General features: G+C 35.0%; 16 protein-coding genes. 1 reads left to right on the forward strand and 15 read right to left on the reverse strand.

Translation table 11 applies throughout. The features are described from left to right. Positions 1-101: 101 nt before the first annotated feature. The 12 genes from KXJ69_RS03980 to KXJ69_RS04035 form a co-directional block, all read right to left on the reverse strand. Positions 102-1,214, reverse strand: coding sequence for an MATE family efflux transporter (locus KXJ69_RS03980; RefSeq protein WP_219051507.1), 1,113 nt, complete (start codon positions 1,212-1,214; stop codon positions 102-104). Between the two features lie 173 nt (positions 1,215-1,387). Beyond that, positions 1,388-2,359: a heparin lyase I family protein gene (locus KXJ69_RS03985; RefSeq protein WP_219051509.1), complete on the reverse strand. Its 972-nt coding sequence runs from the start codon at positions 2,357-2,359 to the stop codon at positions 1,388-1,390. A gap of 5 nt (positions 2,360-2,364) precedes the next feature. Further along, positions 2,365-3,570: a UDP-N-acetyl-D-mannosamine dehydrogenase gene (wecC, locus tag KXJ69_RS03990; RefSeq protein ID WP_255571180.1), complete on the reverse strand. Its 1,206-nt coding sequence runs from the start codon at positions 3,568-3,570 to the stop codon at positions 2,365-2,367. Further along, the gene (gene wecB / locus KXJ69_RS03995) at positions 3,560-4,696 is read right to left on the reverse strand and encodes a non-hydrolyzing UDP-N-acetylglucosamine 2-epimerase (RefSeq protein ID WP_219051511.1); all 1,137 of its coding nucleotides are present in this window, start codon (positions 4,694-4,696) and stop codon (positions 3,560-3,562) included. Before wecB ends, wecC begins: the two co-directional genes overlap by 11 nt. Positions 4,697-4,732: 36 nt before the next feature. Continuing rightward, positions 4,733-5,710, reverse strand: a complete 978-nt coding sequence (locus tag KXJ69_RS04000; protein ID WP_219051513.1) for a hypothetical protein — start codon at positions 5,708-5,710, stop codon at positions 4,733-4,735. A 7-nt stretch (positions 5,711-5,717) separates the two neighbouring features. Continuing rightward, positions 5,718-6,578, reverse strand: coding sequence for a dTDP-4-dehydrorhamnose reductase (gene rfbD, locus KXJ69_RS04005; RefSeq protein WP_219051515.1), 861 nt, complete (start codon positions 6,576-6,578; stop codon positions 5,718-5,720). Then, a complete protein-coding gene (rfbC, locus tag KXJ69_RS04010) occupies positions 6,575-7,120 on the reverse strand; it encodes a dTDP-4-dehydrorhamnose 3,5-epimerase (protein WP_219051517.1) in 546 nt (181 codons plus the stop codon). The genes rfbD and rfbC overlap by 4 nt, the downstream gene beginning before the upstream one ends. A gap of 1 nt (position 7,121) precedes the next feature. Further along, positions 7,122-7,979: a glucose-1-phosphate thymidylyltransferase RfbA gene (rfbA, locus tag KXJ69_RS04015; RefSeq protein ID WP_219051519.1), complete on the reverse strand. Its 858-nt coding sequence runs from the start codon at positions 7,977-7,979 to the stop codon at positions 7,122-7,124. Next, on the reverse strand, positions 7,976-8,992 hold the full coding sequence (rfbB, locus tag KXJ69_RS04020; protein WP_219051521.1) for a dTDP-glucose 4,6-dehydratase: 1,017 nt from the start codon (positions 8,990-8,992) through the stop codon (positions 7,976-7,978). Before rfbB ends, rfbA begins: the two co-directional genes overlap by 4 nt. 6 nt (positions 8,993-8,998) lie before the next feature. Continuing rightward, complete coding sequence (locus KXJ69_RS04025; protein WP_219051523.1) at positions 8,999-10,660, reverse strand: DUF6909 family protein; 1,662 nt, start codon at positions 10,658-10,660, stop codon at positions 8,999-9,001. 24 nt (positions 10,661-10,684) lie between these two features. Further along, entirely contained in the window at positions 10,685-12,181 is a 1,497-nt protein-coding gene (locus KXJ69_RS04030) for a GH3 auxin-responsive promoter family protein (protein WP_219051525.1), read from the reverse strand. A gap of 1 nt (position 12,182) precedes the next feature. After that, the gene (locus KXJ69_RS04035) at positions 12,183-13,049 is read right to left on the reverse strand and encodes a M23 family metallopeptidase (RefSeq protein ID WP_219051527.1); all 867 of its coding nucleotides are present in this window, start codon (positions 13,047-13,049) and stop codon (positions 12,183-12,185) included. 108 nt (positions 13,050-13,157) lie between these two features. Here KXJ69_RS04035 and tatA point away from each other — a divergent pair, with 108 nt between their 5' ends. After that, positions 13,158-13,343 (forward strand): twin-arginine translocase TatA/TatE family subunit, encoded by a 186-nt coding sequence (gene tatA, locus KXJ69_RS04040; protein ID WP_219051529.1) that lies wholly within the window; start codon positions 13,158-13,160, stop codon positions 13,341-13,343. Positions 13,344-13,414: 71 nt separating this feature from the next. Here tatA and KXJ69_RS04045 read toward each other — a convergent pair whose 3' ends face one another. The 3 genes from KXJ69_RS04045 to KXJ69_RS04055 all read right to left on the reverse strand — a co-directional run bounded on the left by KXJ69_RS04045 (position 13,415) and on the right by KXJ69_RS04055 (position 17,265). Further along, positions 13,415-14,398, reverse strand: a complete 984-nt coding sequence (locus KXJ69_RS04045) for a DUF4837 family protein (protein ID WP_219051531.1) — start codon at positions 14,396-14,398, stop codon at positions 13,415-13,417. Positions 14,399-14,425: 27 nt separating this feature from the next. Beyond that, complete coding sequence (locus KXJ69_RS04050; protein WP_219051804.1) at positions 14,426-16,000, reverse strand: LysM peptidoglycan-binding domain-containing protein; 1,575 nt, start codon at positions 15,998-16,000, stop codon at positions 14,426-14,428. Positions 16,001-16,077: 77 nt separating this feature from the next. Beyond that, entirely contained in the window at positions 16,078-17,265 is a 1,188-nt protein-coding gene (locus tag KXJ69_RS04055) for a phosphoglycerate kinase (RefSeq protein ID WP_219051533.1), read from the reverse strand. Positions 17,266-17,267 lie beyond the last annotated feature (2 nt).

Below are 17,267 nucleotides of genomic sequence, written 5' to 3' on the forward strand. Positions count from 1 at the left end.
AACGTAGCTATTAATAGAGCCCACTCGAGAAGCCACAAGGGTATAAATCTATTATAAATTGTTCTTATTTGTTCCAAAATATGATATCAAACAGTTCTTTTCTAGGTGTTAGCAACAATTTGTTTGTTATAGAAAAACAATACAAAATAGCGTAAGGCTAGACAGGCAGCACTACTTCCTGCTAATCCTATAATTCCATAAATATTATACCCTACCCAACAAAGTATAACGTTTAATAATAACATTACAATATTAATAATCAAATTCTCTTTAAATTTTTTATAAATGAGAAGGTTGGTGCCAAATAATGACGACAAGGCGTGAAACACTTTTGCAAAAAGGATAATTGTAAATAATACAAAAGTGGTTTCATATTTTACAAAAAGGAAACTTACCAAGACATAATATACCCCAACTAATACTAATGCTCCCGGAAGAACAACCTTTTTTATATTTTTATGAAGTTCGTAAATAAAGGTTTTATTAATCTTAAGTTTTTCAATATTAACTTGCACTAAGGTAAGTGGCGCTATTAATAAAATACTAGCAATGTTAAGCGCAAAGCTAAAGTCGGCTATTTCACTATTAGCCTGCTGAGAAACCCATTTTATTACAAAAATATCGGTATATAAAAACATTAAATTGGCAAAATTACTTACCACTAACGTAAAGGAGCTTAATAGTAGCTTTCGAAAAAGCGTCCAATATTTTTTGAGTGTTGACTTCACGAGCTTTTCTTTGTAAAGCTCAAGTGCAGTATAAACTATTAATATAGGGAGTAACGCATAATTAACATACACATACGCCATACTCCCCTGATGTTCAAAATAGATATACAGGAATACGATGCAGTAAAAGAAAATAGAGACAATTATCTTGTAATAAGACACATAATTACTCCCCTTTTTAACTAATAAATATGACTGCATGATCCCTCCATTAAAGAAAAGAGCATAAAACAAGAAGGGGACTATTAAAAATTCCCATTGAACAAAAAATAAAAAAGGAAGAGCTGCTATGGCCAAAACTACCACCGTTGAGGTGCTTAAAGCCAAAAAATTTACTTTGCTTTTTAGACTGCGAGTATAGCTAAGTATTAGTGCTGGAAATCCAAACGCCAAGACAGATGATCCTACCTCAATTACCTTTTTGTAAAACTCTAATTGCCCGTACTCCTCTTTTATCAAATACCCCGCAGCAAATAATAAAACCAAATACTCAAGCCCCCTTGTAAAAACAAGAGTGCCTCCATAGAGTAGGTATTTGTTCTTTATAAGTTTCAGTATAACATTATTTTAAGAGGTAGGTTAACAACTCTAACACTTTATCAACTAGTAAATAATAGTTAAGCCATTTTAAGCTGACCTAAAAATATTTAGAAAATGCCCTAATTTTGGGTCATATCTTTATCATCTGCCCAAACTTTATCAAAGCTTATTGCCTTATATGAAGTCTCGTTTAGGTCTTTGTTACAATCCCACCAACCCCATTTGTAAATTCCAATTTTAAGATACATAGGGTAGTTTTTAATATAGTTTCTACCCTCTTGGCTCAATACTTTTTCACCGTCTTTCCAAACTTCTACAATACCTTTTTTATCACTTTTTGAAATAATTATTCGATATTTCCAATCGATCCATTTATTTTTCACCACAGGGCCTAAATCAAAACTCTCTCCCTTTCCATCGTTATTTTTTGTAATGGTAAGTTTAAATCTATCTTTAACAATGAGTAACGCAATGGGAGGGTTAATTACTTTCTTTCCTCTACTGTGAAATTGTGTTACAATTTCGCCTGGATTAAGGTTATCTATTTGGTAGTTTTCATCAATAAGCATTCTTAAGCCAAACCAATGTTCTTTTTTTGCTTTATATAAATCACCTCTATTTCCATAAATAGCAATTTCATTTCTATTCATATGAGTTTTATATTCGTACGATCCTGTCCCTAAGGGACTAAGGTTACAATCTACACAGTAAAGATTTTTAGGAGCATTATATTTACTTAACAATAGCGAATCTGGAATAACATTATTAATTTCGCTGTCATCACAGGAATATTTTGCATAAAAAAAGGGATCCAATCTTTGTAATTCGAATCTTATAATCTTGTTGTTGGCGTTAAACGGATCTAACACAATGACAGAGTTTTTAAATTCTTCTTCCTTATCGATTACCCCATTTTCATTAAAGTCAATGGTGCTAACTGCATGTTTTGTTGACCAAATGCTATTTCTTGCATCATTTTGATATAAGGAATCCAGAGTTTCAAAATCGGGATAGTCAAAGTCTTCAAAAAAATAAGTCTGAGCCAGTGATGGAAATGAAATTAATAGAAGAATAAATGTGAGATTTTTCATAGATATTAGGTAATTCCTACAAAATCTAATACAGATTTTAATTTGTTAATTTTTAGATTTTTAAATCCAGTATGCCCAACTAGATAGATAATAATATCTGCTTGTTTTATAGCTTCTTCACTAGAAATTAAAGGTCTTTCTGCAGTATTTTTTAAATTGGGCTCTACTTCTAAAGTATGAAAACCTTGAACCTTTAATTGATCTGCAACATACAATGCTGGCGATTCGCGTAAATCATCTATATCTGGTTTAAAAGCTAGACCCATACAAGCAATTACCGCTTCTCTACCATTATCTAATTTAAATTGAAGCGCTTTATTTTTAACCTTCTCTAAAACCCATTGGGTCTTGAAGTTATTTATTTCTCTCGACTTTTTTATAAGCTGTGCTTGCTCAGGAAATTCTGAAACTATAAACCAAGGGTCTACCGCAATACAATGTCCTCCAACCCCTGTGCCAGGTCTTAATATATTCACCCTAGGATGTTTATTTGCAAGACGAATGAGTTCCCAAACATCTATCCCTGCTGAATCACAAATCATAGAAAGTTCATTGGCAAAAGCAATTTGGTTGTCGCGGGAAGCATTCTCCACTAATTTTACCATCTCTGCAGTCTTAGCATTGGTAGGATGTAACTCACCTACAACAAAGTGCTTATAAAAGTTTATTGCTTTTTGGGTAGAAGCTTCATTTATCCCTCCAATGGCCCTATCATTATGCTTTAGTTCATGTAAAATATTTCCTGGAAGCACCCGTTCTGGGCAATAAGCAATGTAAATATCATCTCTTAATCCTGGCCTTTCTTTCTCTATTAGGTCCTGAATTTTTTTAGTTGTCCCTACCGGACTTGTAGATTCTAAAATTATTAAAGAACCCTTTTTTAAAGTTGGAATAATCTTTCTCACTGCAGCGCTAACAAAGCTTAAATCTGGTACGTGATTTTCCTTAAAGGGAGTGGGAACCGCAATTAAATATACATCCGCCTCTACCGGGCTTATTGAGGCCTTTAAATGGCCTTCTTTTACTACATGATGGACTAATCCGTCAAGGTCGGGCTCCACAATATGTATTTCCCCTCTATTTATAGTTTCAACAACTTCTTTTCTAATGTCCACGCCTGTTACGCTAAGACCTCTGCTAGCAATTAATGCTGCTGTGGGGAGTCCTATGTAACCCAAACCCATCATCACTACTTTGGGTTTACTTTCCATGAGGTAATTCTTTTATAAATTTTACAATTCTTTCAACCGCCTTACCGTCTCCATATGGATTGTGAAGCTCACTCATCTTATGGTATAATTCTTCATTTTCAAAAAGGGCTTTTGCCTCCGAAACAATTTTCGTTTTATCTGTTCCAACCAATTTAACCGTCCCAGCTTTTACTGCCTCTGGTCTTTCAGTAGTTTCTCTCATAACCAATACCGGTTTCCCTAGGCTTGGAGCTTCTTCTTGAACACCTCCACTATCAGTAATAATTAAATATGATTTATCCATTAACCAAACAAATGCTGGGTAGCCTAATGGTTCGATTAGTTTTATATTAGAAATATTGTTTAATAATTTATAAACTGGCTTTTGTACATTGGGATTTAGGTGCACAGGATAAATAATTTGGGCCTCTGGATAAATAATTGCAATCTCCTTTAGAGCATTACATATGTCTATAAATCCTTGTCCGTGATTTTCTCTTCTATGCCCAGTAACGAGTATTACCTTATCTGAATTGATACTTTGTTTAAGTATATCAATTTCTGAATCATAAAAATCTATGGATGAAACTTTTTTTACACTAAATCTTAAAGCATCAATAACGGTATTCCCAGTTACAATGATATTCTCTTCAACAATATTCTCTTTAAGCAGATTCTTCTTTGAAGTTGTTGTGGGAGCAAAATGGTAATCTGTGATTCTCCCGGTAATTGATCTATTAATTTCCTCTGGAAAAGGCGCCCACTTATTATGAGTTCTTAATCCAGCTTCTACATGACAAACTTTTGCTCCTGAATAAAAAGAAGCAAGGCTTGCTGCCATGGTAGTAGTTGTATCTCCATGTACATAAACATAATCCGGCTGAAAATCTTCTAAAACGGATTTCATCCCACTCACAATATCTGCTGTTAGGCCGTATAAATCTTGATTAGGTTTCATTAAATCCAAATCATAGTCTGGGATAATTTCAAAAAAAGTGAGTACCTGATCTAACATTTCTCTATGTTGGGCAGTTATACAAACTCTTGTAACAAAGTCTTTATCATTCTCTTGGAACGCCTTTACTAGGGGAGCCATTTTTATAGCCTCTGGACGCGTTCCAAAAACAATAAGATTTTTCTTTTTCATAGAGTAGTTTCTAGACAGAATAAAGCCGAATTTTAATTACTTCGAACTTTCTTGGTCTATTTTTTCAAGTTTTTTAAATAGTGCAACAAGATAAATGGACACTACTAAGAAAAACAAGAAAATAATAGGCATTATAATTGTTGTTCTATCTAAAAATGAGGTCTTCTTTTGTAACATAGGCTTGTTAATTAAAGACAAAATACCATCCTTCCCTCGTAATAAATCGGTTTCAATGATTTGAAGATCTTTAACCAACTTGGTCTTTTCTTGTACTAAAAAATGTTGGTTTACGGGACTTGAAGTATTAATATATACTGTCCCGGGATTGGTTTGTCCTTCCACCACCGTACCGTATGCTTTTAACATCATATCGATTTCTTCAATACTTTCCTTTGTCTCTGCAACCTCATTTGCTAAGTTTTTAAGGCCAATTACCTTAATTTCATCAAATTTGGGATTGTTATTAAAATAAGAAAGAATAGTGTTAATTACTTGCGGACTCGCATCGCTAGTAGTTGTTAGTTTGATTCTATGAAGTCTATATTGTGAAACAAACATCTCAGAAATAAGTAAATCATCTTCATATTTTGATTGATCCAAATAGGTATCCACATTTCTATTATTTGGGTCCATTCCATTATTAAGATCTCGAATATCAGGAATGGGCTCAATTTCTATTTTTCTTATTTTAAAGAGATGAGTAAAGTCATCTTTTAATTCATTTAGTGCTGTCCCATCTCCTTCATTAATCTTTTTCTTTAATTGATTTACTGCATCATAAACATAATCTGCCGAGTCGAAATTAATTTGAACTAAAAGTTGAGTTTCTCTTAACTTCTCTTTATTGTTTTGCAGATAAAGCCCTAATAAATAACCTAAAACCAATACTATAATTAAGACATACCAAAATCGAACGAGAAATCGGTAAAGGTTTAACAGAAAATTTAGGTATATACTTCTAACTTTATTATAAAGGAACAATAAATCTATTTCCTCTGGATGATTATTATTCATAACATTATTAATTTTTATAAAGGGTTTTTATTGTTTTTTTTAAGCTTCTTTGCCACATTAACGGTTCGATTAACAAAACCTCTCTTATTTTACTTGTTTCAAGAATACTATACGCTGGACGCTTTGCAAAAGTAGGATAATAGTCCGTTTCTACAACATTTACTTTATTTGAAAGTCCTGAAAACTCTATTATAGATTTTGCAAAATCATACCATGTTGCCTCCCCATCATTACTAAAATGATATATCCCGTAGTCTTTAATGTCTAAATGTATCAATTTTAATAAAATATCTGCTAAATCATTAGCATTGGTAGGACTTCCTGTTTGTTCAGTTGTTATGGTCAACGTTTCTTTTTCTTTAGAAAACTTCAAAATAGAATTTAGAAAATTATGCCCGTATTGAGAATACAACCAAGACGTTCTAATAATGAAATACTTATCGCAAATCTCCTGAATATACTCCTCTCCCTTTAATTTTGATGCTCCATAGACATTAATTGGGTTTGTCTCATCTGTTTCTTGATATGGTGTTTGCTTGTTTCCGTCAAAGACATAATCCGTAGATATATGAAGCAAGGTAACATTACTCTCTTTACAAGCAATACTCAAGTTTTTAACTCCTTCTGCATTCACTAAAAAAGCTTGCTCTTCATCGCTTTCAGCCTTATCGACTTGGGTATAGGCAGCAGCATTGATACAAAAATCAAAGGTATTCTCTTCAAAGAACGTTGTTACAGCTTTGGGAGTTGTAATATCTAAAATCTCCTTATCTACAAAGCTAAAATCAATATCTGGGTAATTCTTTGATGCCGCTTTTAAACAACATCCCAATTGACCTTTTGCTCCAGTAATAAGCACTTTTTTCATTGAGTCACCTCCTTAAATGTGGGAAGTTCCAAGTCTTTTTCTGAAACTATTAAATCCTCTTGGGGAAGATGCCAATCGATGTTTAAGGTTGCGTCATTATAAATAATCCCGCTTTCTGAAGCTTTGTCGTAAAAATTATCGCATTTGTAACAAAAAACAGAATCTTTTGAAAGTGTTACAAACCCATGGGCAAAGCCTCTTGGAACAAAAAGTTGAAAGGCGTTTTCGCCTGAAAGTTCGAGCGAAAATTGTCTTCCAAAAGAAGGAGAATCCTTTCTTAAATCTACTACAATGTCAAGTACTCTGCCTTGAGCTACTCTCACCAGCTTGGCTTGTGCCATAATTCCTGTCTGGAAATGAAGTCCTCTTAAGACCCCATATTTTGAAATTGACTGATTGTCCTGTACAAAATTCAAAGAAAGAGCTGTAGCCTTTTCAAACTGCTTTTGATTGTAGGTTTCTGAAAAAACACCCCGTTTATCTTCAAAAACGCTTGGCTTTATATAAAAACAGTCCTTTAATGGGCTCTGAATGATTTCCACCTTAATCTAGTTTCATTAAATGTTTCCCGTAGCCACTTTTTAAAAGGGGTTCGGCTAATTTTACTAATTGTTCTTTTGAAATATATCCCATCTCGTAAGCAGCTTCTTCAATGGCACCAATCTTTAACCCTTGCCGCTCTTCAATCACTTCAACAAACTGGGAGGCTTGCATAAGCGATGCAAAAGTCCCTGTGTCTAACCAAGCGGTTCCTTTATCAAGTTTACTTACACTAAGTTTTCCTTGTTTTAAATACACATTATTTACATCGGTAATTTCAAGTTCACCACGTGCACTTGGCTGTATGTTTTCAGCAATGTTTACTACGTTATTGTCATAAAAATAAATACCTGGAACTGCATAATTACTTTTTGGGTTTTCTGGTTTTTCTTCAATAGAAAGTGCTTTTCCATGTTTGTCAAATTCCACAACGCCATAACGTTCTGGGTCGTGCACATGGTAGGCATAAATAATTCCTCCATCAGGGTCATTATTGGCTTGCAATAATTCCTTTAATCCCGATCCATAAAAAATGTTATCTCCTAGAATTAAAGCAACCTTATCTTTACCAATGAAGTCTTTTCCAATTATAAATGCTTCAGCAAGTCCATTGGGATTTTCTTGCACAGCATATTGGAAATCACAACCGTATTTTTTGCCATCGCCCAACAGTTTTCTGAAAAGAGGAAGATCTTCTGGAGTAGAAATAATCAAAATTTCCCGAATTCCAGAATACATTAACGTGGATAGTGGATAATAAATCATGGGTTTATCATACACTGGCATTAACTGTTTACTTACCGCCAATGTTAATGGATGAAGCCTAGTCCCAGAGCCACCTGCTAGTATTATTCCCTTCATAATCTATTGGTGTTGTGCAAATACCATAGTATGGTTTTTTTAATTCCTGTTTCAAATGTTTCTTCAGCTTTCCAACCCAATTCATTTTCAATTTTGGAAGCATCAATCGCATATCGAAAATCATGTCCTGGACGATCGGTAACAAAAGAAATTTGTTTTTTATACGAAACTTCTTTTGGTTTTAATTCGTCCAAAAGTTCACAAATAGTATTTGCAATATATAAGTTTTTTCTTTCGTTACGCCCACCAATATTGTAGGTTTCACCCAAGGCACCTTGGTCCAAGGCTAATTTAATTCCTACACAATGGTCTTTTACATATAGCCAATCCCTCACGTTTTGACCATCACCATAAATAGGAATAGGTTCTCCTGAAAGTCCTTTACGAATGATCGTGGGAATTAATTTCTCCTTATGCTGATTGGGCCCATAATTATTTGAACAATTTGTAGTCACAACAGGCATTCCGTAGGTGTGAAAATAGCTTCTCACAATAAAATCTGAAGAAGCTTTTGAAGCGCTATACGGGCTATTAGGCGCATATGAAGTCTCTTCAGTAAACAATCCTGTTTCACCCAAAGTTCCGTAAACCTCATCGGTGGAAACATGAAGAAATCTCGCAGTATTATAGTCAGCTTTTAACTGGTTTGCTCCATCCATCCACAATTTATAAGCTGCTTGCAATAACTGAAACGTCCCTACAATATTAGTTTCTATAAATGCCGAAGGACCCGTTATGGAATTATCTACATGAGATTCTGCCGCAAAATGAACGACTTCTTGAAATTGGTATTTGCTAAAAAGTGATTCCAGTAGATGCGAATCGCATATATCACCCTTTACAAAATGATAATTTGGATGATTATTAAAAGCTTCTAAATTTCTAAGATCCCCTGCATAGGTAAGTTTGTCAAGTACCACGACGTTGTCATCAAAATTTTCCAAAACGTAACCCACATAGTTAGATCCTATAAAGCCTGCCCCTCCTGTTACTAATACTGTTTTCTTTGCCAAATCGTACTATTTAAGTATTTGTTCTAAAATTTTCTCCGTAATTAAATAGGTTGGGCGTACACCCGTGGTGCCTAGGCCTCCTGAGGCCAAGGTACTTCCAGTTTCAAGAGGGTTATCCGATGCGTAATATGCATACCGCACCTCAACTTTAGGGCTAATGCTTCGTCTTATTTTTGATGCAGACTGGATGGCTTTTTGGTAATGTGCTCCTTCCATTTCCAGACCAATTACGTTCCATGATGAATTATAAAAGAAGGTAAGAATGTCCTTATTTTGCAGTGACGTTCCCAACACTGTAATCATCGCACCAGAACATACTTTTACATTATTCCCAAAATGATTTTTCTTTAGTTTATTTTTAAAGGGATAATTGTCTGCTGTTCCTTCAAAAATATGTGAAGAAGGGATCATAATATCACCTTTTCCACCTTCCAAAATTCCAGCCTTCCCCATGATAGAAATAGATGCCACATTTAAATATTCCTTTTTCCCGTTATGCTGAAATGGTTTCAGAAGTTCATCCATGGTTTCATATGCCTGTTCCCCAAAAGCATAATCCATGACCAATAACACAGGTTTTTCAGGTGAACTGAGATTTAATTTTAAAATCTTATCAGTGTCAAAAAGCTGTACATCTATGTTAGTGCCACTTTCATCTGGTAAATAAATCATTCCATTTTGAAGCGCTTTTTTAGTCACTTTTTCTCTCAATTTTCCGTTATCAGCCTTACTCAATTCCTCAAACAATTGTAGTGTGGTTTTACCTTTTTTCTCTGTTGTTAAGGCTTCTTCAGCAAAAAGACTATTCATGACACTGTGCATATTAGCGCTAATAATATGAAGCGGACGTTCTAACAATCCTTTATTGAAAAGTTCTTTTTTAATTCTAAACGCCCATCGTTCGCCGTGAATATGATGCCCTAAACGCTCTCTTAAAACTGGGCTGAAAGTAATGAGTCTTTTCTTATCTGTAAGTGTTTCGGATATTGCCCCTATTCCTAGATAATAGATAATTTTTAGAAATCTGTGTTCGTCCTCTTTACAGGCAAATAAGGAATACACTTCATTTACTTCTTCAAAGGTTCTCCCTAAAAAATTGGCTGTATGAGTTAAGGCTATTTCCTTATCCTTTTGAGTGAGTGTTTTTTTGTTTAAAACAGCGTCTTCAAGCTTTTCCCAATCTCGGATCAATTCTCCATCATCATTAATGAGGACTTGCTTCATGATTTTATGAGATTCAATATAGAGAAAGGTAAGATGGGTTAGGATGTCATAAATTTCACTTCTCCCTCGGGTAATTTCAATATTCATTTGCTCCTCGTCTATACGATAGCAATTTCGTCTTCTTTTGGCTGGAATAATAGGAGTGAAATGTGACTTTTTATAGCCTTCGTCGCTAGTTAAATTTATAAACGTACATTCTTCAATCCCATAGGGAAGCCTGTCCATGACATAAAGCAGTCCCTGTAATTCTATTTTCTCTTCGGCTATTGAGCCATAAATCTCTGGACGTAATATAAGAAGCGCCTCACGAAGCGTTTCTCCACTAATTCCCATAGGTTTATAAAAACCTCTGTTAAATAAGTGACGCATCGTTATATACAGCCTTTCTATAGCGCTTGAGCTTTCTTGGGCTCGAGTTCGTTTATGTGAAATTTGCGGATTCATTTTCTTGGCAAAGATACTATTATTTTAGCCTTGAAGTTTTACAAGTTCGTTTGCTATTTTTCGGTCGTTTGCCAGTCGTGGGACTTTGTTTTGCCCTCCCAGTTTGCCTTGGCTTTTCATAAATTCATTAAAAGCATCCTTTTTAAGGCTTGTAATTTTTAATGGTTGAAGGACCTTTCCTTTTATTAAATCGAAATAATAGCTATTCTGTTTTTGAAGTGATTCATCTAGAAAAGCTGCAACTTCTGAAAGATTTTCAGGAGTGTCTTCAAATTCAATCAGCCATTCGTGATAGGGTAATTCTCCATGATGGGTTTCGGTTTGAGGGGCAACTGTAAATTCTGAAATTGAAAAGTCAAATTTTTCTGAGGCCTCTTGCATGGCCTGTTCCACCTCTTTACCAATAACGTGTTCTCCAAAGGCAGAAATAAAATGTTTTATTCGTCCTGAAACAATAAGTTTATAAGGTTTTGTGGAGGTAAACATAACTGTATCCCCTAAATTATACCCCCAAAGACCTGCATTTGTAGAAATAATCATTACATAATTAACGCCCACCTTTACCTCTCCAATTGTGAGTCGCTTTGGATGGTCTGAAAAAAAGGTGCCAGCTTCCACAAATTCGTAAAAAATTCCAGCATTTAATTGCAACAACAGTCCTTTATCCTTTTGTTCATTCTGAAATGCAAAAAACCCTTCAGAAGCTGGATAGAGCTCAATACTATCCACTTTTCGCCCAATAAGGTTTTCAAATTTTTGTCGGTAAGGTTCGTAGTTAACTCCGCCGTAAATAAAGAGTTCAAAATTCTTGAAAAGGTTACCAATTTTCTTTCCTGTTTTTGCTTGAAGGCGTTCAAAATACATCTGCACCCAAGATGGAATTCCACTTATAATGGACATATTTTCTTCTTGTGTTTCGGCTACTACGGAATCTACTTTTTCTTCCCAATCTTCTATACAATTAGTTTCCCATGAAGGCAGTCTATTTTTTTGCAAATATTTTGGGACATAGTGCGCTACAATTCCTGAGAGCCTTCCAAGTTTAATCCCATTTTGTTCTTTAAGAATCGGACTTCCTTGTAAAAAAATCATTTTACCATCTACAATTTTGGTGTTTCCAGTTTCATTTATGTAACATAGTATGGCGTTACGCGCCGCCCGAATATGATGGGGCATTGACTCCTTGGTGAGTGGAATGTATTTAGCTCCAGAAGTGGTCCCAGAGGTTTTGGCAAAATATAATGGTTTTCCTGGCCACAATATGTCTTCATTTCCTTCTACAACTTGATCGATGTATGGACGTAAATCTTCGTAATCTCTAATAGGGACTTTGTTTGCAAAATCTTTAAAAGATAATATTTCAGAAAAGTGATGGTCTCTTCCAAATTTGGTGTTCTTTGCTTTAGAAATTAGTTCGTTGAAGACTTTTTGCTGGGTTTCTATGGGTTTTGTAGCCCATCCCGAGATTTGCATCACAATAGTTTTGGCAAAAAGTTTAGCTCCAAAAGATTTTAGCGTCATTTTAATTAAAATCGATAAAGTTTTTTGGGTTTATTGGATAGCCATCGCTCCAAAGTTCGAAATGAAGATGAGGCCCCGTTGTAAGCTCACCTGTGTTCCCAACGGTTGCAATTACCTCACCTGCTTCAACTAAATCCCCTTGTTCTTTTGATAAGGATGCATTATGCTTGTAGGCTGAAATTAAATTGGATCCATGTTTTAAAATAAGCACATAGCCCGCATCTGCGGTCCAGCCCGAAAATATAACGGTGCCATCTGCAACCGCCTTTACCGCGCTATTTTTGGCGGTTACAATATCTACTGCAAAGTGTTTTTTTGAAGGATTATAATCTTCAGAAATGGTTCCTTTTACTGGAGCAAACAGTACAAATTTTAATTCTGAGTTTGCCGTTAAGGGATTGTATTTGTCTTCTTGTTGTACCTTTTCCCTTAATATAGAATCTTGTTTTGAAGGTAAAAATGCCGACTCATTTATTTCTTTTCTAACCACTTGAAGAATAGAGTCCCTATTAAAGTTTTGAGCTTTAACATCTCCCGTTAACACTCTTTTTATAGAAGCTAAGTATTGCTGATTAATCAATAATTTTTGTTGAAGGGAGTCTGTTTGATATGTTAGCTCGGTCGCCTTCTTCTTTAGAGAGGTGGAAGAGTATCCAGGAATATATTCGCGTAGGGGTGTAAAGGCAATAAGGATAGTTGTGCCAGCAATTAATATAAGCGCTGCTAAAGAACTAAATACAAAAACATTTAATCTGTTTAGTTTAAAAGAAAAACGTTCTTCAAAGGTTTCTTCATTTAAAACTACCAGACGATATTTATGCAGTAATTTCGTCTTTATTTTCTTCCCTCTTCTTTCTTTTTCTTGCATTTACAAAAATAATAGGTTTACAAATGTACGTGGTTTATGCTAAACTTACGATGAAAACGTTCTATCTAAGGATTTCTTGTTACCTTTGTGTCATAAAATTATACTAAAATGGAAGCACTTTTTATACCCCTTGCAATTGGTCCTTGGCAAATCGTTCTTATTGTCATTATTGTTTTATTACTTTTTGGAGGAAAGAAAATACCAGAATTAATGCGAGGATTGGGAAGCGGAATTAAAGAATTTAAAGATGCTTCTAAAGACGATAAAAGTGATAAACTGGAAGAAAATAAATAATTTTTCTAGTCTTATTTATAAAAAACCCGAAGCTCGTAAGCTTCGGGTTTTTTATTTATTGTCATTAAGAACTATTCAAACTTAGTCGATTTTATAATGGACTCTAATTCAAATTGTAAATCTCTTTTTTCCATGGATGGAGCGTGTGTAAAACCTTCTATTATTAAATAGCGCCCACTCTCTTCATCTTTAATGGCATAATTAAGAAAGGGTCCTGCCATAAAATTATCTTTTACTTCCCAAGTTCCTTTAGTTTCATAGGCAAATTTTCCTCCTACTTCCGTTGTGAAAAGGTAGGGCGCAAAAGCCTCTTCGGTAACAAACAAATCATCGTCCTCAACAGGTAAATACCCAGAACCAATAGTGTCACGAACTTTAATGATATCACCAATGATACTACTATCTTGTCCAATTACATTTAAAGGCACTTCATAAATTAACAAATTGGTACTCCCATTTGATTTTAAATCTTTTCGAATCCAATAAAAATCATCGCAAGCCGAAGCCACTCGGTATGCAGATGGTATATTTAGTGAAATACCAAATCGCTCTTTAAGAGAGTCTACTTTTAATAAAGAAATATTCGTTCTTCGTTGGCGCTCTTTAATCTCGAAAGATTTAAAAGTGTTTATAATATTCTCTTGGTTTGCCTCAATAAGTTCAATTAGTTTATCTTCTGAAGTGGCAGTAATAAAAGCTCCTATTTGTGGTTTTGCATAAGAGTCCTTTTTCACTTTCACAGTGTCCTCTTTTCCTAAATCTACGTATAAAAAAGTACGGTAGGTGCGTGCAAAATCACTAAAATTTTCTGGCTGAATTTGACTAATTGAAAAAATAGGCTCTATTTGAGGAAGTCCATCGGCTGGTGCGGCGAAATATTCTCTAATTTTTTCTCCTACTGAGTCATTCCATAGCGTATTAGAAATTACTACCTGAAGCCCATTAATAGCCCCTACAGATTCGGTTAAATAAGATGTGTCTCTTTTTCCTGATGAATTATCACAAGAGAAAAATAAAATGCTACAAAAAACGAGCGGATATAAAAGTATTTTCATTTGGATAATGGTCTAATTAATACAAAGTTAACCTTTTGAAACTTTTAGTCTCATTCCTGGTTTTATATTATTACCACTAATATCGTTCCACTTTTTTAAATCATCAATAGAAATATTGGGGAATTTTTTTGATATGCTCCAAAGCGTATCTCCACTTTTTACAGTATATGTTTTTACGTTTTCCGTTTTAGCAATAGTAGTAGTGTTTTCAGAGGCTGCTATTTGGGCCCCTTTAGGATATATGGTAAGTCTTTGTCCAACTCGAAGTGTATTACTTCTTAATCCATTCCAGCGCTTTATTTGACTTACTGAAACGCCATATTTTTCAGCTATTCTTCCAAGATAATCTCCGCTTCTTACTCGATACCGAATTTTATCATTTTGCTCAAAAAGTTGGGGAAGTGGCTTTTCTCTATCATTAAATTCTGTTTCGGCTAGATCATAGATAGCTTCTTCGTTATTAACAAATTTCCCAATCGCATCAAGAGGCAATCTTAACACATAATTTTCATCTTTAATTACTGGAATAACACCCAGCTTATAAGAAGGGTTTAGAAATTCTACCTCGGACAAATCCATATTGGTCACCTTTGCAACTTGCTCTAAAGTAATCATCTTTTTAATATGCAAAGTATCGGTTGCAATGTATGGAAATTTAGGTCCATGACTTTTTAATCCGTGTTCTTCAGCATATTCAAAAATATACATCGTAGCTAGGAAAGCCGGAAGATATCCAGCTGTTTCACGTGGAAGAAATTGACGGATATTCCAATAATTTGTTTTTCCTCCCGAGCGACGTATCGCCTTAGAAACATTCCCTGGTCCACTATTGTAAGCTGCCAAAGCTAAATCCCAATCGCCTAAACTTTTGTGAAGGCTTTTTAAGTATTTTGCTGCAGCTTCTGTTGCCATTAAAGGGTCTGTGCGCTCATCTACATAACTATTTACATCCAATCCAAACATTTTTCCTGTTTGAAACATAAATTGCCAAAGTCCTTTGGCTCCTACTCTTGAGGTAGCTTTTGGGTCTAAAGCCGATTCAATTACGGCCAAATATTTCATTTCTAGAGGTAATCCTTGGCGTGCCATTTCCTCCTCAAACATCGGGAAATAATAATCGCTTAACGCTATGAGCCTCCCCATAGTCCTTCTTCGATTTTTGAGATAGCTTTTTATAACACTTTCCAAAGAAGGGTTGTATTCTACATGAAAAGGGGTGCGAGCATCAAGCTCTTTGAGACGTTGTTTTAAAACTTCGGTGGGTAGTTCTTCATATTCCACGGGTTCATAATCCAATTCAACCACAGAACCATAAATTTCTTCAAAAAGATCATTATTGTACAATTGTGCTAGCCAAACAGAGTCTATTTTTCTAGCTTTCTTTAGGTCTTCAAGTTCATATACTACAGAGTCTCTAAGCTTTGTAGCCACAATGGTTGTGGGAAGTTCCTCGTCTAATTTAGGAACCGAAATAGAATCTACTACCTGAATCGTTTTTTGTGGTAGTTGTTTCTTTTTGTCTTTTTTTGAAGGTGTCTTATCCTGCGAGAAAGTGATCCCGCAAACCATAAGTACCACTATTAAAATTACCTTTTTTAGCATAGGCATATAACGAGGGAGTAGGTTAAAAATTTTGATAAAAATAGTGAATTGCCTGAATTGTGCAATTTTTTAACGTATTACTCCAAAATAGCCGCAATCCCAGGCAATGTTTTCCCTTCCAACATTTCCAGCATAGCACCCCCTCCAGTGGACACATAACTTACTTTGTCCTCAAATCCAAATTGCTTTACTGCCGAAACACTATCGCCTCCTCCTACTAATGAAAAGGCACCATTTTGCGTTGCTATTGCAATTGTTTCACAAACAGCAATGGTTCCCTTTGAAAAGTTAGGCATTTCAAAAACACCTACTGGACCATTAAATAAAATGGTTTTAGAGTTTTGGATGACTTCAGCAAATTGCTTTTGTGTTTCAGGACCTGCATCCAAGCCCATCCAACCTTCAGGAATTTTATAAATATCGCATACTTTCGTTTCGGCATCATTCGCAAATGCATCTGCAATAACAGTATCTGTGGGTACATGCACTTGCACATTTTTTTGTTTGGCTTTCTTTAAAATTTCCAAAGCCAATTCTTGTTTGTCATCTTCCACCAAAGAGTTTCCAATGGTTCCGCCTTGAGCTTTTATAAAAGTGAATGCCATCCCACCCCCAATAATAAGGTGATCTACTTTGTCTAAAATGTTCTCAATTATGGTAATTTTTGAAGATACTTTGGCACCCCCCACAATGGCAGTTACGGGCTTTTGACTATCGTTTAAAACTTTATTTACATTTTTAATTTCGGAAGCCAATAAATGTCCAAAGCATTTATTTTCAGGAAAAAATTGTGCTACTACCGTGGTGGAAGCATGTGCTCTATGAGCCGTTCCAAAGGCATCATTAATATAAATATCTCCCCATTTTGAAAGCTTTTCTGCGAAATCTACCGCTCCTTTTTCCTCTTCGGGATAATATCTTAAGTTTTCGAGTAACAAAATTTCACCGGGCTGAAGCTTAGAAACAGCTTCTTCAACCCTATCTCCTATACAATCATCCACAAACTTAACAGCAACACCAAGAATATCGCTAGCTGCATTCACAACGTGTTTTAATGAAAACTCGTTTTCTTTGTTTTTGGGCCTCCCTAAATGCGACATTAATACGCAGCTTCCACCATCTTCCAATACTTTTATAATGGTAGGTTTTGCGGCTTCAATTCGCGTCGCATCAGTTACCGTTAAATTCTTATCCAACGGAACGTTAAAATCTACTCTTATTAAAGCTTTTTTAGTATTAAAATTGAAGTCGTTTAGCGTTTTCATAG

Origin of the sequence: Halomarinibacterium sedimenti (genome assembly GCF_019312585.1) — a bacterium.
Classification (GTDB): Bacteria; Bacteroidota; Bacteroidia; order Flavobacteriales; family Flavobacteriaceae; genus Halomarinibacterium; species Halomarinibacterium sedimenti.

Excerpts from the sequence above, each read along its gene's own strand:
- wecB (WP_219051511.1), bottom strand. The coding sequence starts at position 4,696 with ATGAAAAAGAAAAATCTTATTGTTTTTGGAACGCGTCCAGAGGCTATA.
- KXJ69_RS04045 (WP_219051531.1), bottom strand. The coding sequence starts at position 14,398 with ATGAAAATACTTTTATATCCGCTCGTTTTTTGTAGCATTTTATTTTTC.
- KXJ69_RS04055 (WP_219051533.1), bottom strand. The coding sequence starts at position 17,265 with ATGAAAACGCTAAACGACTTCAATTTTAATACTAAAAAAGCTTTAATA.
- KXJ69_RS04050 (WP_219051804.1), bottom strand. The coding sequence starts at position 16,000 with ATGCTAAAAAAGGTAATTTTAATAGTGGTACTTATGGTTTGCGGGATC.
- rfbA (WP_219051519.1), bottom strand. The coding sequence starts at position 7,979 with ATGAAGGGAATAATACTAGCAGGTGGCTCTGGGACTAGGCTTCATCCA.
- KXJ69_RS04025 (WP_219051523.1), bottom strand. The coding sequence starts at position 10,660 with ATGAATCCGCAAATTTCACATAAACGAACTCGAGCCCAAGAAAGCTCA.
- rfbD (WP_219051515.1), bottom strand. The coding sequence starts at position 6,578 with ATGAAAAAAGTGCTTATTACTGGAGCAAAAGGTCAATTGGGATGTTGT.
- KXJ69_RS03985 (WP_219051509.1), bottom strand. The coding sequence starts at position 2,359 with ATGAAAAATCTCACATTTATTCTTCTATTAATTTCATTTCCATCACTG.
- wecC (WP_255571180.1), bottom strand. The coding sequence starts at position 3,570 with ATGGAAAGTAAACCCAAAGTAGTGATGATGGGTTTGGGTTACATAGGA.
- KXJ69_RS04035 (WP_219051527.1), bottom strand. The coding sequence starts at position 13,049 with ATGCAAGAAAAAGAAAGAAGAGGGAAGAAAATAAAGACGAAATTACTG.
- KXJ69_RS04000 (WP_219051513.1), bottom strand. The coding sequence starts at position 5,710 with ATGAATAATAATCATCCAGAGGAAATAGATTTATTGTTCCTTTATAAT.
- KXJ69_RS04030 (WP_219051525.1), bottom strand. The coding sequence starts at position 12,181 with ATGACGCTAAAATCTTTTGGAGCTAAACTTTTTGCCAAAACTATTGTG.
- tatA (WP_219051529.1), top strand. The coding sequence starts at position 13,158 with ATGGAAGCACTTTTTATACCCCTTGCAATTGGTCCTTGGCAAATCGTT.